General features: G+C 69.7%; 13 protein-coding genes and 1 pseudogene. 9 read left to right on the top strand and 5 right to left on the bottom strand.

Annotated elements, in window-relative coordinates:
- Positions 1-291: 291 nt before the first annotated feature.
- Entirely contained in the window at positions 292-549 is a 258-nt protein-coding gene (locus ACGFNI_RS24530; RefSeq protein WP_393686780.1) for a hypothetical protein, read from the bottom strand.
- Here ACGFNI_RS24530 and ACGFNI_RS24525 point away from each other — a divergent pair.
- A complete protein-coding gene (locus ACGFNI_RS24525; RefSeq protein WP_393686779.1) occupies positions 542-2,167 on the top strand; it encodes a class I adenylate-forming enzyme family protein in 1,626 nt (541 codons plus the stop codon). The genes ACGFNI_RS24530 and ACGFNI_RS24525 overlap by 8 nt on opposite strands.
- A gap of 148 nt (positions 2,168-2,315) precedes the next feature.
- Here ACGFNI_RS24525 and ACGFNI_RS24520 read toward each other — a convergent pair whose 3' ends face one another.
- Together ACGFNI_RS24520 and ACGFNI_RS24515 are read right to left on the bottom strand one after the other, a co-directional pair.
- A complete protein-coding gene (locus ACGFNI_RS24520; protein ID WP_393686778.1) occupies positions 2,316-2,510 on the bottom strand; it encodes an LAETG motif-containing sortase-dependent surface protein in 195 nt (64 codons plus the stop codon).
- A complete protein-coding gene (locus tag ACGFNI_RS24515; RefSeq protein WP_393686777.1) occupies positions 2,507-3,133 on the bottom strand; it encodes a hypothetical protein in 627 nt (208 codons plus the stop codon). The genes ACGFNI_RS24520 and ACGFNI_RS24515 overlap by 4 nt, the downstream gene beginning before the upstream one ends.
- A 551-nt stretch (positions 3,134-3,684) precedes the next feature.
- Between ACGFNI_RS24515 and ACGFNI_RS24510 the strand changes: the two genes are divergently transcribed.
- Positions 3,685-4,194: a GNAT family N-acetyltransferase gene (locus ACGFNI_RS24510; protein ID WP_393686889.1), complete on the top strand. Its 510-nt coding sequence runs from the start codon at positions 3,685-3,687 to the stop codon at positions 4,192-4,194.
- Positions 4,195-4,917: 723 nt separating this feature from the next.
- Entirely contained in the window at positions 4,918-5,265 is a 348-nt protein-coding gene (locus ACGFNI_RS24505; RefSeq protein ID WP_393686776.1) for a hypothetical protein, read from the top strand.
- Between the two features lie 514 nt (positions 5,266-5,779).
- Here the strand turns inward: ACGFNI_RS24505 and ACGFNI_RS24500 are convergent.
- Both ACGFNI_RS24500 and ACGFNI_RS24495 read right to left on the bottom strand, forming a co-directional pair.
- Entirely contained in the window at positions 5,780-6,385 is a 606-nt protein-coding gene (locus tag ACGFNI_RS24500; RefSeq protein ID WP_393686775.1) for a response regulator, read from the bottom strand.
- Complete coding sequence (locus ACGFNI_RS24495; RefSeq protein ID WP_393686774.1) at positions 6,382-7,590, bottom strand: sensor histidine kinase; 1,209 nt, start codon at positions 7,588-7,590, stop codon at positions 6,382-6,384. The genes ACGFNI_RS24500 and ACGFNI_RS24495 overlap by 4 nt, the downstream gene beginning before the upstream one ends.
- A gap of 168 nt (positions 7,591-7,758) precedes the next feature.
- On the opposite strand from ACGFNI_RS24495, the gene ACGFNI_RS24490 reads away from it, so the two are divergent.
- The 6 genes and pseudogenes from ACGFNI_RS24490 to ACGFNI_RS24465 all read left to right on the top strand — a co-directional run bounded on the left by ACGFNI_RS24490 (position 7,759) and on the right by ACGFNI_RS24465 (position 12,774).
- Entirely contained in the window at positions 7,759-8,238 is a 480-nt protein-coding gene (locus ACGFNI_RS24490) for a hypothetical protein (protein ID WP_393686773.1), read from the top strand.
- 64 nt (positions 8,239-8,302) lie between these two features.
- On the top strand, positions 8,303-9,793 hold the full coding sequence (locus tag ACGFNI_RS24485; protein ID WP_393686772.1) for an alpha/beta hydrolase: 1,491 nt from the start codon (positions 8,303-8,305) through the stop codon (positions 9,791-9,793).
- A 102-nt stretch (positions 9,794-9,895) separates the two neighbouring features.
- A pseudogene (locus ACGFNI_RS24480) lies at positions 9,896-10,255 on the top strand (GNAT family N-acetyltransferase); the annotation flags it as partial.
- Positions 10,256-10,479: 224 nt separating this feature from the next.
- Positions 10,480-11,160 (top strand): DUF6232 family protein, encoded by a 681-nt coding sequence (locus ACGFNI_RS24475; protein ID WP_393686771.1) that lies wholly within the window; start codon positions 10,480-10,482, stop codon positions 11,158-11,160.
- A complete protein-coding gene (locus ACGFNI_RS24470) occupies positions 11,157-11,504 on the top strand; it encodes a hypothetical protein (RefSeq protein WP_393686770.1) in 348 nt (115 codons plus the stop codon). The genes ACGFNI_RS24475 and ACGFNI_RS24470 overlap by 4 nt, the downstream gene beginning before the upstream one ends.
- Positions 11,505-12,243: 739 nt before the next feature.
- The gene (locus ACGFNI_RS24465; protein WP_393686769.1) at positions 12,244-12,774 is read left to right on the top strand and encodes a VOC family protein; all 531 of its coding nucleotides are present in this window, start codon (positions 12,244-12,246) and stop codon (positions 12,772-12,774) included.
- The last annotated feature ends 156 nt before the right edge of the window (positions 12,775-12,930 follow it).

The raw sequence follows: 12,930 nt of genomic DNA, 5'->3' as shown, positions 1-12,930 counted from the left end.
TCTGCCGGGCGAACGGTGGAGTCGGCGTCCGGCACGGGAAGCCGCGTCAGCGGTGGTCCACGCGCCTCCTGAGCCCTGCGAAATGCGGGTGAAATGCGGGCGAAATGAACTCCGGGGAACGGCTCGGTGCCGTTGGCGCACCGCGTGGACCGACGCCAGCCATATGGATAAAACCGCTGGTCACACCCCTAGCACCCCTTCTATTCCCGGGTATCGACCGCCTACGCCGACAACTCCCCCTCGCGGACTGCCACTGGGCATCACCGCAGTTCTCGCCTTGCCGACCGGCCTCTACGGCGCGGAAGTGAACGTGACCGTCGCGGCGGGGCATTGGACAGCGGTCCTGCGGAGTGCCTTGAGCTCGGCGCGGTCGTCGGTGAGCTTCCAGCGGAGTTCGGCAGTGGCCCAGTCGGTGACGTAGGTGCAGGTGACGTAGGTGCCGGTGACATCGGCGGCGGACGGCAGTCCGCAACCCGGCTCCCTTGGCCGAAGGTGGCTCCCGCGATGCCACGGTGTCTGAGCGGCATGTTTGGATATGTTGATGATCATTAACGCACAGGAAACATCCGAGCCGCAGACGTACGTGGACCGCATTCTGGAGCACTGGTACCAGGACGAGGGCGCCGAGGCGCTCGTCCAGGGAGCGCGGCGGCTGACCAGGGGCGAGGCTCGGCGGCGGCTGTTCAGGTTGGGGCACGCGCTGCGCGGGCAGGGGCTCGCGCCCGGCGACGGAGTGGGGCTGTTCCTGGCCAATCGCGTGGACTCCGTCCTGGTGCAGCTCGCCGTCCATCTCATCGGCTGCCGCGTCGTGTTCCTGCCTCCCGAGCCAGGGCCCGGCGAGCTCGCCGCGCTGGTCGAGCAGTCCCGGGCGCGCGCCGTGGTCACCGACCCGCTCTTCGCGCAACGCGCCGCCGACGCGGCAGGCCGCAGCGTCCACGCCCCCGCACTGCTCAGCCTCGGGCCCTGTGAGCAGCGGTGCACGGACCTGCTGGCCCTGGCGGACGAGTGCCCGGAGATACGCCCCGACGGCGTGCCCGCCCCGGGAGTTGACGAGGCCATCACCGTTCTCTACACCGGCGGCACCCTGGGCCGACCCAAGCTCGCCGCGCACAGCCACCGGCTCTACGACATGCTGGTGGACATGGTGGAGGACGCCCCGCAGGACTCCCGCCCCACGTTCTTCCCGACCATGGCCCCGGGCACGGACCGGGTGCTCGCCTCCACCCTGCTCACCCACGGCAGCGGCCACCTCACCTCGGTCCAGGCTCTGTTGACAGGATCCGCCCTCGTCGTGCTGCCCGAGTTCGAAGCGGGCGCGGCGCTGACGGTACTGCGCGAGGAGCGGATCACCGCCACCGTGTTCGTACCGCCCATGCTGTACGCGGTTCTCGACCACCCGGAGTGCGAGCCGGGCGCCCTGCCCGCACTGCGGCGGATCGCCGTCGGCGGCGCGGCCACCTCGCCCAGCCGGCTGCAACAGGCGGTCGAGGTCTTCGGGCCGGTGCTCAGCCAGGTCTACGGGCAGTCGGAAGCGCTCGGTATCACCACGTTCGGTGCGGAGGACCTCGCCTCGGAGGCCGCCCGGCGGCCCGAGCTCTGGCGCAGCTGCGGTCGCGCCATCTCCGACGCCGAGATCGAGATCCGTGGTGAGGACAGCCCGGCGGCGCTGCCCGCCAGGCAGGTCGGCGAGGTGTGTGTCCGCGGCGAGACGGTGATGCTCGGCTACTACGAGGACCCGGAGCGCACCGCGGCGGCACTGCACGACGGCTGGCTGCACACCGGGGACATGGGCTATCTCGACGCCGAGGGATACCTCTATCTCGTCGACCGGGCCAAGGACATCATCGTCACCGGCAGCACCAGCGACAACGTCTACTCCCGGGTCCTGGAGGACTTCCTGCTCACGCTGCCCGGGGTGCGCAACGCGGCGGCGCTGGGGATGCCGGACGAGGAGTACGGGGAGGCCGTGCAGATCTTCCTGGCCACGGCCGAGGGCGCCGATATCGACCCGGACGCGGTCGGCGCGGCGGTGACCGCCGAGTTGGGAGAGCTGTACAGGCCCCGGAAGACGGTGCTGCTCGACCAGTTGCCGACGACCACGGTCGGCAAGGTGGACAAGAAGGCGCTGCGCGCCGCGTGGACGAGCGGGGCCTTGCACACGCCGTAGGCGTCGTTTCCGGCCGAGGTCATTGTGCGCCACGCCATGGCGGAGCAACTGGCCGCCGCGTACCGGGATACCTGGTACGCGCGCATCGATCCGGCCACCGTTCGGGGCCCGCATCCAGCTCGGATGCGGGCCCTGCCTGGTCCGTCGGTCAGTTGGTGCCCCTGGTCCCGCGGTGGCGGCGTACGGCGAAGACCGCCCCGGTGCCGAGCAGCACGGCGGCGCCCCCCGCGAGGGCGAGCTGCGGCACGGCGGACGACGAACCGGTCTTGGCGAGGCCACCGGCGGCGTCGACCTTGCCTGGCTTGCTGCCGGCCGGCAGCACCTCGAAGTTGTAGCGCTTCATCGGGCCGAGGACGCACGGGTTGTACTGGTCGGAGGCATCGCCCGCGAAGAGGGCGAATGACTTGTCGGCCGGAGCCCCGCTGCGATCGCCATGCGCATCTTCACGTCAGTGCGGGCACCGGGCTTCATGGCCTTGACGGAGGCAATGTGGGAGCTGCCCTCGCGGCTCAGCTCCTGCCAGCCGGGGCCATTGGACCACTGCACCTTCATGAAGTGCTGGTACTGGTTCGTGGCTACCAGGCGGAAGAAGACCAGCGGGTCCACGTTCAGCGTCCGGTCGGTGGCGTTGGCCACCGTGAACGAGAAGTCGACCGTGTTCCCGGCGACAACCTTCGAGGGCAGGTTGTTCGCAAGGACGGTCAGGCCCGGCACCCTCACACACTCCCGAGCGGTCGCGAGCGCCTTGTCGGCCGCTTCCCTGGCCTTGCGGGCGTCGGCCAGGGCGTGTTGGACCTTGCTCCACTCCCGAAGCGCGGCTACCCGGGCATCGTCCAGTGCCTCCCGGGCCGCCTCGCGCTTGGTGTCCGCATCCGCCTTGGCATCGGCGGCCTTCTCGGCTTCGGCCTCATGGGCGGCGACCGCTTCCTCATACGCCCTCTTCGCGTCTTCGGCGGCCTTCTGCAACTGCGCGTAGGTCGGCTTCTGCTGCGTCTGCGCCGAGGGCTTGGCGTCGGCGAAGGCGGAGCTCGCGGAGAGCAGGACAGCGGGCGCGGTAGCTGCGACGCGCTACTGGTCGGGCAGCCCCTCCGGCGCCGCTGTTGGATGGGCGGCGGGCGCCAGGCGCCAGACCCTGGCCAGCGCCGGCAACGTCTCCGCCTTCACCATCGGCAACGCGACCGGCCCCGTCGCTGTCCTCCACCGCCGCCTCGAACGGCTGGCGTCTCGCCTTTGGTGACGCGCACGAGCGCGACATCGGCGTCGTCCCCATCGCCAGGTCTGCCCTTGCCCGCAGCGGCCCGGCCCTGCCTCGCTACTGCCGTGACCAGGAACGTTCACCGGGGTGGGCTTGCGGTGGTGGACAATGCCGCGGGCCGCTTTGCCGTATCGCGTCAAAATCGTTGGACGCCTTCGAGTGAGTCGGCGAGCATCCGCGGGTGACTGATGAAGCCGATCACCAGAGTCCGCTCCCCCGGAGCCCGAGACACGTCCGTTTCGTCGAGCTGTCCGGCGGGACGATGTCCGTATTGCTCGATGGAGACCTGTCCGGAGCCAGCAGAATGGCCGGAGTTGAACTGACCGAGTACTTCGTGACCGACAGAGCACGGTGGCTGTGGCGGTTCCGGCTCGACCAGATGGCCGCCGATCCCGGTCATGCGCGGTGGATGGTGCCGCAAGCGGTCGTTGGCGACCAGGGTCTCGTCGTCGGACATGCGGGGTTCCACGGACCGCCCGACGAGGCCGGCATGGTCGAGATCGGCTACTCCGTCGCTCCTGACTTCCGCCGCCGGGGATACGCCCGATCCACGCTGGTCGAGTTGCTGCGCCGGGCAGCAGCCGAAACCGCAGTCACAACCGTGCGGGCGGCGATCAGCCCCGGGAACGTGGCATCCCTGGCCACGATCTCGGGCTTCGGCTTCGTTGAGGTTGGAGAGCAGTGGGATGAGGAGGACGGTCTCGAACTCGTCTTTGAGGTCCCTGCCCGCCGGGTTCCACCCGCTCGGCTAGAAGGTTCGCGGCAGCTGTGACCACCTGGGCTTCTGGCCGTTCACGGTGGCTGCACAGGGCCTGGGTCCGGGGCTGGGGCTGGGTCCGGACGGCCTCCCGGCCCGCCGACGTGTTGGCGGCCTCGACGACCCGGGCCTGCTCCAGCCGGGCTTTCGTCACCCAGGCCGACGGCTCCGGGCGTACGGTCAGCCGACCCGAGTCCGCGTCGAAGCCGACTGCGGCGACGTGCCTGGCCGGCCCCGAGGGGGCCACGACCGGCCGGGGGAAGGACTTCGGCGCGGCCTGTCCGGACGGCACCCGCGCTCCTGGAGGACACCACCACTGCGACACCCGCGACGACATCCTCCGCCGTGACCTCGCCAAGCCTGCCCACGCGGCCGGTCGGGTCGGAAGTTCCCGGCGCAGTAGGTGAGTTGGACAGCAGTCAGTCGGGCCTTGCTTACCAGGATCGGAGCGCGGCAAGGATTTCGCTCCAACGAGCGTCGAGAGCCTGATCGGCGAGGTCGTGCATTTCGCTGTGGTCGGATTCCCCGTCTCTGAAGCCAGGGGGGTTGCGACCAATTTCGACAACGAGGGTGAGGTATTCCGATGACGGCGGGCTGACGGCCGGGGAGCGGGTTCGCGGCGGACGCGGCGCCGGCCCGACCTCGTGTCCCAAAAGCGCCCTTGTGAGAAGGTCACCGCCTGCTTAGCGTGTCGTCCTGCTTAGCGTGTCGTGGAGACAACGAAAGGTTTTGATACTGATGTTCAGAATCAGCAGAAAGGCCATCGCAAGCACTGCCGCCGCCCTTACCCTCACTGCCACCGGTGTGCTCGCCAGCGCCGGCCCGGCCGCAGCAGACGGAATGTATGACACCTGCCTACCCGGCAGAGCCTGCCTGACCTTTGCGCAGGGCGTCTACGCGGGCAAAGTCTGGGTCTTCGAGGGCTGCGGTTACCACACCCTTAACGACAAGTTCACATGGGCCGAGGCCCACGGCAACCCCTTCAAGATCTTCTACAACAATGGCTCCACGGATACGGTAAATCGGTGGCAGGCCCGGGGCCTGGACGGAGCCAACGTAGCCAACCACGTGGAAATCTACTGCTGAATCCCCGCACTTGGGCCGCCGAAGAATTCTTGGGCGGGTGTAGGTCCCCGAATGGAATGTCCCGTCCCGTCATGAAGACCTGCGAGTTCTCGCGTTGTCTCATTCAGCTGGCCCGGCATTCCGTGTCACGATCTTGGCCCCTCGTGCGCGTCGAAGGGCTTCAACAGAGGATCGAGGGCTCGAAGACGTCGATGCCCGTCGTGGACCAGATCAGGTCCTCATCGGTCTCCCCGTCCGTACGGCGGAGACTCATCGAGACCTCGCCGATCACACACCCCATGCCCCGCCCCCCGACCAGCGACTCGGTCGTTGCCGCCCACCATCAGCCCGTGAAGTGCCGCTGCCCGCGGTACGACGTGAACCGCCGTACCGGGAGCACCGACTCGAACGGAACACGGGACACCGCCTCGTACAGGGCAAACGCCGTCGCTCAGCGCGCGACGCAATGAGAATCCGACAGCCTCTCCGTTGGCGGTATGTCCGGCCGACCAGGGCCTGCTGGACGGCGCGGCGGTCACAGCCAGCCGTTGGTCTCCGCGAGCCGGGCCGCCTCGGCGCGGGTACGGGCCTGCGTCTTGCCGATCGCCGACGACAGGTGGTTGCGCACGGTGCCCTGGGACAGCCGGAGCGCCTTGGCGATGTCGGCCACGGTGCCGCCCTCGGCGGCGGCGCGCAGCACGTCCGCCTCACGCCCGGTCAGCGGGCTCGCGCCGCCGGCCAGCGCTTCCGCGGCGAGGGCCGGATCCACGAAGCGCAGGCCGGCGTGGACGCGGCGGATCGCGTCAACCAGTTGTTCGGGCGGGGAGTCCTTCACGACGTATCCGGCCGCGCCCGCGGACATCGCCCGCGAGAGGTAGCCGGGCCGGCTGAAGGTCGTGCAGATGATGGTGCGGCAGCCGGGCAGCGCCCGCTGGAGATCGGCGGCGACGGTCAGGCCGTCCCGGCCGGGCATCTGTACGTCGAGCAGCGCGATGTCGGGCACGGTCCGCTGCGCGGCGGCCAGCACCTCGGTGCCGATGCCGATCTCGGCGACCACGTCGATGTCGGGCTCCAGCCGGAGCACGGCCGCAAGAGCGCCGCGTACGAGTGCCTGGTCGTCTGCCAGCAGGACACGGATCATGTCGGTTCGGCTTCCTGCGGAGGTACGAGGGGGCTCGCCGGGGCCGGCCCGCGGGCGACGACCCGGAACCCGCCGCCGGGGGCAGGCCCGTGTTCGAGGGTGCCCGACACCGCGGCCAGCCGTTCGGTGAGGCCGGTGAGACCGTTCCCGGCGCTCGCCTGGCCGGTGGAACTGCCGTTGTCGGTGACCTCGACCCGGTCGGGCCCGATGCGGACGGTGCACAGTTCGGCGTCGGAGTGCCGCAGCACGTTGGTGACCGCCTCGCGCACGACGTAGCCGAAGACCTCGCGCAGCTCGGCGCGCACGGTGTCGGTCGCGGCGGGCAGATCGGCCCGTATGCCGGCGGCACGCAGCGCCATGCGGGCGCCGGCGAGCTCGCTGTCCAGCGACAGGGTGCGGTAGTCCGAAATGGTGGCCCGCACGTCGGACAGCGCCGTGCGCGCCATGTTCTCCAGCTCGGTGACCTGGCCGACGGCGACGGCCACGTCTGCGGAGGACTCCAGAATGCGCCGCGTCAGCCCCAGTTTGACGGTCATCGTGGAGAGGGTGTGGCCGAGGATGTCGTGCATGTCCCGGGCGACCCGTTCCCGTTCCTGGTTCACGGCCAGCCTCTTGACCTGCTCGCGCGCGGCCCGCAGGTGACCGATCGTGAAGTTGAGCGCGAAGACGGTGCCGAGTGCCGCGGTCACGCCGACGAGGATGGCCACCTGCGCCCAGGCCACCTCGCCCTGGGCGAGGCGCATCCAGACGATCTGCCCCAGCACCGTGACGAGGCCGAGCAGCAGCGCATGGCGCAGCGGCAGCAGCATGAGTCCGATCGAGAGGGCATAGGTCAGATCGGTCAGGTAGGACGGCGACGCAAGAAGCACCGCCGGTGCCGCGCCGAGCAGGAACATCACGGCCACGATGGCGATGCGCACCCGGCGCAGCGCCGCCGGCCCGTACCAGGGCGCCAGGATGCAGCCGATGCCGTAGCAGGCGACGAGGCCGATCGCGAGCGCGGTGAGCAGGGGATTTTTGGTGCCGTGCGCGATGTCCTCGGCCCGTGCGATCAAGGTGAGGGAGGCCAGCGCCGTGGCCGTGGTGACCGCCACGCGGCCCCGGCCGCCTGCCCGGGGGCTGTCCGGCTGGTCCTTCCAGAAACTCCAGTCCGGCCACTGGTCGACGGAGAACTCGTCCGGATCGCGTGCACCCACGTCGGTCATGTTAAGACCGGGCTGCCGCGGGACGCCCAAGCGGTGGCCCGGGGGGTGATGCAGGGTCATGCAGGCAAGCATGGCCCACCCATGACCGGCGCCCCTGTTTGGATTGTCACCGGTCATGCATGACAAATGACATGGGTCCGGCCGGCGGGCCGATGCTGCGATGAGGGCATGTTGCACGCGAAGAGGATCCATCTGCCGGCCCAGGAATACGAGCTCACCGAGGACGGCCGGGCGCTGACGACGTTCTCGTTGCGCACAGGCCACATCGGCGCGCGGTTCACACTGCGCGGGGTCGACTACGTCGTCCGCACGCACCGCTTCAGTGGTGTCCACGAACTGCTCGACTCCGACGGGACCGCCGTCGCGACCACGGACCGGGTGCGCCGAAGCTGGAACATGACGTGCTCTGGGCAAGTCATCCCGTTCCGGCAGACCACGGCGGCAGACCGGGAGCACACCATGATCGGCGACGACGGTGAGCCCGCCGGCACGATCCGCCGCACCGGACACGTCCGCTCCGAGGCGACCGCCGACCTGCCGGGCCTGGAACTCGTGCTCCAGGTCTTCGCGCTCGTCGTCGTGCTGCTGCGCAGGCGGCGCAAGCGGGCAGCGACGGCCGTCCGGCCGGCCTCCCTCGCGGGCGGCTGACGCTCCGGCCCGAGCGGGCCGACACCCACTGCCCTCCCGAAGTCTCGAAGTGAGGAGAACAACCATGCGCAGGACCTGGCTCGCGGCGCTCGCCGTCACGGTGGGCGCGGCGGCGGTGACCGCGGGCATATCGCAGATGGACACGGCAGGCATGCCGTCCCGGTCGCAGGCGGGCGCGCCGTCCCGGTCGCCACTGCGGTGGGGCGCGTGCCCCGGTCCGACGGAGGCGGCACTGCGGTGCGCGAGGCTCGCGGTGCCGCTCGACTACCGCCACCCCGACGGGCGGACGATCGATGTCGAGGTGTCCCGTCTGGCGAGCACGAAGCCGGCCGAGAGGCGCGGCGTACTCCTGCTCAACCCCGGGGGCCCCGGCCTGCCGGGGCTCCCCGTTCCCGCATTGCTGAAGCTGCCCAAGAAGGTGCGTGACCGCTACGACGTGATCGGTTTCGATCCACGCGGCGTCGGCCACAGCACTCCTCTGACCTGCGGATTCACTCGTGCTCAGGGTGAGGTGGCGGCCAATCCACCCACCCCGGGCAACGCCGCCGACGTGGCGCAGCAGGCCGCTACCGCGAAGAGGCTCGCCACACAGTGCGCCACGTCGAAAACCGCGGACCTGCTGCCGTACATCACCACCGCGAACACCGCGCGGGACATGGACCGGATCCGGGCAGCACTGGGCGCGCCGAAGATCTCGTACTACGGCGAGTCCTACGGCACCTACCTCGGCGCGGTGTACACCACCCTCTTCCCCCACCGAGGCGACCGCATCGTGCTCGACAGCAGCCTGCCGCCCGAGGGCTACGATGCCGAAGCGCTGCGCAGCCAGGGCGCGGGCTTCGAGACCCGCTTCCCCGACTTCGCGAAGTTCGCCGCAGCCGCACCCCGGCAGTACCACCTGGGTGGTACACCGGCCGCGGTACGCGAGAAGTACTTCCAACTCGCCGCGCGTCTCGACAACAAGCCCGTACACGGGTACGACGGCACGACCTTCCGCGTCGTCACCGCGGCGATGATGCGCGCGGACAGCGACCTCGCCGGCCTCGCCGCCATCTGGCACGCCCTGGACACGAACCAGCCGCCCCCGGGTTCCGGCGACGTCGGCGGCGGCGCGTACAGCGACAACTACCCCGCCGCCTACCTCGGGGTGATCTGCGGCGACTCCCGCTGGCCGACGGCCCTGACGACCTATCAGCACAACGTCGCAGCCGACCGTGCCCGCTACCCGATGTACGGCGCGTTCGCGGCCAACATCAGGCCGTGCGCCTTCTGGCCGGCCCCGGCGGAGCCAAAGGTGAAGATCACCGATCGGGGGCCTTCCGACGTGCTCATGGTGCAGAACCTCCGCGATCCGGCGACCCCGCTGCCCGGGGCGCTGCGGACGCGCCGGGCCCTGGGCGAGCGGGCCCGGATGATCACCGTCGACCAGGGCGGGCACGTGGCCTACCTGTCGGGCCCGAACGCCTGCGGAAACGACGCCGTGACCGACTACCTGGTCGCCGGGAAACGGCCAGCGCACGACACGTACTGCCCCGCGCAGCACGCCGCCCCGTAAGCCCGTCGCAGGACCTGACAAGGAGTGCACATGGCCGGGGAGCAGCCTCCCAAGAACCGCGTCAACCACGCGTCCAGGACGATCGAGATCGCCGGAAAGACCCTGCCGGTTCTCACGACTGACGACTGGCCATTGTGGCGGGACGCTCGCCTCGCTGCGCTGGCTGAGGCTCCGCACTCCTTCAAGTCCCGGCTCGAGGACTGGCACCGCGGTGGGGAAGAACGGTAGCGCGCGCGTCTGACCATGCCCGGGGCTCACAACGTCGTCGCGCTTGTGCACGAGCAGGTGGTGGGAATGGCCAGTGGGCTTCCCGTCAACAGCGATACGTGCGAGCTGAGATCGGTATGGGTCAGCCCCGAGGCCCGGGGCTGCGGCGTCGGTGATCTCCTGGTCGCGGTGATCGAGACGTGGGCCCGGCGGTCGGGCGCCACCAAGTTGAGGCTGGCGGTGACCCGGCCGGGCCCGCCTCGGCCTCGTGCCCCTCCTCCAAGGCCATTGGGCGGTCAACGACGTCGTCGCCCTTTGCTCATAGCGGTGACCGCAACTGTGCTTGCTCCACCCCGAGTTGTCGCCTCATCCATGCCCGCAAAGGGGCAGCGGTGTTCGCTTCCGCCCGCTACTGTTCATCACCCAGTGACGGGTATCAGGCACTCGGCGGCACACATCCCAGGGGGCGTCGACAGGTCATGGAAAAACCCGAGAATCCGGAGCCGGCGCGGCAGCAGCCCCCGCCGACGCTCCAGCCCGAGGCGTCCCGCAGCGACAGGCCCTGGCACAACCGGGGGGTCGCTCCCCCGCCCCCGCCGTCGCTGCCCCCGCACCTGGCGGGCGGCGTCAACCTGCGGGTCAGCAAGCGCCTGCTGTGGGTCAACGGCGCCGCCTACCCGCTGCGGAACATCACGCGCGTGTACACGTTCCTGCTCACCCCACGGCGCGGTGAGGCGATCACGCTCTTCCTCAAGCGCGTCGGGATCGTCCTCTCGGTGGCCTTCGCCTTGATGTTCCTCAACGGAATCACCAGCTTCGCCGGCGACAAGGACACCTCACAGACAATCACCCAAATCGTCTTGATCGGCGCCGTCGTGGCGCTGGTCTACTGCGTCGGGGATTTGGGGGCGGTACTGACCGCCGCCTCCCACTGGGTGCTGGCCGTCGAGACGTCCGGCGCATCGACGGCCCTGGTGACCAGCAAAAACACCCAGCATCTCAACGAGCTCGTCGGCTACGTCGTGAACTCGATCGAGAACCCCGACATCGAGTTCCAGGTGAAGGTCGAGACGCTCCTGATCAATCCCAGGAACTACCACTTCGGCGACAACGTCAACATGTACGGCGGATCGGGCAACGTGGGGATGGCGAAGTCATGAGCGGCGACACCTACCACCTCGGTGACAGCGTCACCATGCACGGCGGCACGCACAACACCGGGATGGTGAAGAACGCGGCACCGACCGCCATGGACCCTGAACTGCGCTCCGCCATCGCGGCGTTGACAACACAGCTGGAACACCTGCGCGCCGAGGTGTCCCCGCTGGGCGCGCAGACGATCGACGAATCCCTGCCGGCCCTCGCCCCCGACGCGGCGGTCCAGCCGCAGGCCCGCACCCGCGCCCTGATGGCCATCGCCGGCGTCGCCGCGACCGCCGGGGCACTCGGCGCGCCGATCGTGGAAACCGTCAACGGGATCCTCCAACTCCTGGGCGCGCAGTAGCGGACCGACGACGAGCGAGGCCCCCGGCCCGAAGCTCAAGCCACAGGCCCCGAGCCCCTTTCAGAATGAGCGTGTGAGTCGCTTGGCGAGTGGGCGTGAGGGCGGCAGCGGGCGCTTATCGAGCGTGGCGTCGCCGACTGGCGTTCGGGGGCGGGCCGGCCGGGATGTTCGTCGCCGGTGGCATCGGGCGGGTGAGCGCCGAGGCGCTGGTGTGCGAGTCGTGGTGACCGGTCGCGACGTCGAGCGTGGCACGGAGGTCGTCCGCAGCAACCGCGAACAGGACGGGCGAGCCGGGTTCGATACGGCGCACGGGCCCAGCCGCCGGGCGGTCGCGGGCCCTCCGGTCAGGGTGGCGCCCCAAGTAGATTACTGTTCAACCTTTTCTCGCCACCGTCCGCACACCAGGCAAACGTCGGCCATCCAGCAGCCGCCCCGTAGGGGCGGGGCGGAAGAGTGCCGCATCGAGCCAGGTCGGAGCCCCTGCGTTCCGAGGCTCCGCTCGCGTCGGGCGGACGGCCTGTCCTGGCACGGATGAACCCCGGGGCGCCGCCCCGGTCGACGCCGGCGCACCCGATTCCGCCCTCGCGGGCCAGGCGACGGGCGGCCGGCGCCCCGGTGTGCAAACAATGGCGCGAATTGATTTAACGTTCAACCGACTTGAGCGGCATGCTGGTCAGAGCGTCGGCGACCACCAGGTATTCGACCCAACACCCCATCTGACCAAAGGAGTTGACCCGAGATGAGCCAGTCCCTGCCGCTCCGCTTCCACCACCACGCCTGGATCACCGACGACCAGGAAGCCAACCGGCGCTTCTACGAGGACGTGATCGGCCTGCCACTGGTGGCCACGTGGACCGAGCGCGAGGTGCTGTCCGGGGCCGAGCGCGTCTACAGTCACGCCCTCTACGGCCTGGCCGACGGCAGCGCCCTCGCCTTCTTCCAGTTCGCCAACCCCAAGGACCAGGAGGAGTTCAAGACCGACATCAATTCCACCCCCTTGCGCCACATCGCCTTCAAGGTCGAGGCGGAGACCCAGGAAGCCATGCGCGAGCGCATCACCGCAGCCGGCTATGCGGAGGCGGACGCCCACGTGATCGACCACGGGTTCTGCGTCTCGCTGTACATCACGGACCCCAACGGGCTGATACTGGAATTCACTGTCGACCACCCGGATGTGGAGAAGATCGACGCCGAGCGGCGCACCACAGCACACGCCGACCTCGCCCGCTGGCTCGCCGGCGACCACACCAGCAACAACCCCTGGCGCTGACCCCTACTTCCGGGCTGAAGCGAAGAGTTGAACGAGCGTCAAGGGAAGCGCCGGATGCGACCAGTGTTCACCGGCAAGCGCGGCTCCAGCCGGTCCCCTTCAGCCTCGGTGAGATTTCCCCGCCCCACAGCGCCCTGAACGATCGGCAGCCCGGCT

The organism is Streptomyces sp. NPDC048644, from assembly GCF_043199105.1.
Taxonomy (GTDB): domain Bacteria; phylum Actinomycetota; class Actinomycetes; order Streptomycetales; family Streptomycetaceae; genus Streptomyces.
This window is presented reverse-complemented; position numbering and strand designations above follow the sequence as displayed.

Bases quoted from the DNA above. Each gene is read 5' to 3' on its own strand.
- ACGFNI_RS24525 (WP_393686779.1), top strand. From the start codon at position 542: ATGATCATTAACGCACAGGAAACATCCGAGCCGCAGACGTACGTGGAC.
- ACGFNI_RS24530 (WP_393686780.1), bottom strand. From the start codon at position 549: ATGATCATCAACATATCCAAACATGCCGCTCAGACACCGTGGCATCGC.
- ACGFNI_RS24520 (WP_393686778.1), bottom strand. From the start codon at position 2,510: ATGAAGCGCTACAACTTCGAGGTGCTGCCGGCCGGCAGCAAGCCAGGC.
- ACGFNI_RS24510 (WP_393686889.1), top strand. From the start codon at position 3,685: ATGTCCGTATTGCTCGATGGAGACCTGTCCGGAGCCAGCAGAATGGCC.
- ACGFNI_RS24505 (WP_393686776.1), top strand. From the start codon at position 4,918: ATGTTCAGAATCAGCAGAAAGGCCATCGCAAGCACTGCCGCCGCCCTT.
- ACGFNI_RS24500 (WP_393686775.1), bottom strand. From the start codon at position 6,385: ATGATCCGTGTCCTGCTGGCAGACGACCAGGCACTCGTACGCGGCGCT.
- ACGFNI_RS24495 (WP_393686774.1), bottom strand. From the start codon at position 7,590: ATGACCGACGTGGGTGCACGCGATCCGGACGAGTTCTCCGTCGACCAG.
- ACGFNI_RS24490 (WP_393686773.1), top strand. From the start codon at position 7,759: ATGTTGCACGCGAAGAGGATCCATCTGCCGGCCCAGGAATACGAGCTC.
- ACGFNI_RS24485 (WP_393686772.1), top strand. From the start codon at position 8,303: ATGCGCAGGACCTGGCTCGCGGCGCTCGCCGTCACGGTGGGCGCGGCG.
- ACGFNI_RS24475 (WP_393686771.1), top strand. From the start codon at position 10,480: ATGGAAAAACCCGAGAATCCGGAGCCGGCGCGGCAGCAGCCCCCGCCG.
- ACGFNI_RS24470 (WP_393686770.1), top strand. From the start codon at position 11,157: ATGAGCGGCGACACCTACCACCTCGGTGACAGCGTCACCATGCACGGC.
- ACGFNI_RS24465 (WP_393686769.1), top strand. From the start codon at position 12,244: ATGAGCCAGTCCCTGCCGCTCCGCTTCCACCACCACGCCTGGATCACC.